Below are 250 nucleotides of genomic sequence, written 5' to 3'. Positions count from 1 at the left end.
GGAAGGTGGTGGCAGCGTGAGGAGTAACCATAACGCCGTAGTTCTTCCCGATCAGCATGGCCATGGCCATGTTGTGAGGATCAACGCCGAACTGCTGGCCAACGCCGATGGCCAGAGGCAGCAGGCCGAAGAAGTAGGAGTCGGTACCCAGCATCATGCCGATGGGTACGGCGAAGAATCCGAACACATCCTGCAGATGGGGCCCCAGAGCTGCCGGGACGATGGCAATCAGCATCTGGGCCATAGCCTT

The 250-nt window shown here is 59.6% G+C and carries 1 pseudogene; it reads right to left on the bottom strand.

What is annotated here, in order from left to right:
- Positions 1 to 250, bottom strand: a pseudogene (locus tag QVO43_RS02115) (CitMHS family transporter); the annotation flags it as partial.

The sequence above is a fragment of the Acidaminococcus sp. CAG:542 genome (assembly GCF_000437815.1).
Lineage (GTDB): Bacteria > Bacillota > Negativicutes > Acidaminococcales > Acidaminococcaceae > Acidaminococcus.
This window is presented reverse-complemented; position numbering and strand designations above follow the sequence as displayed.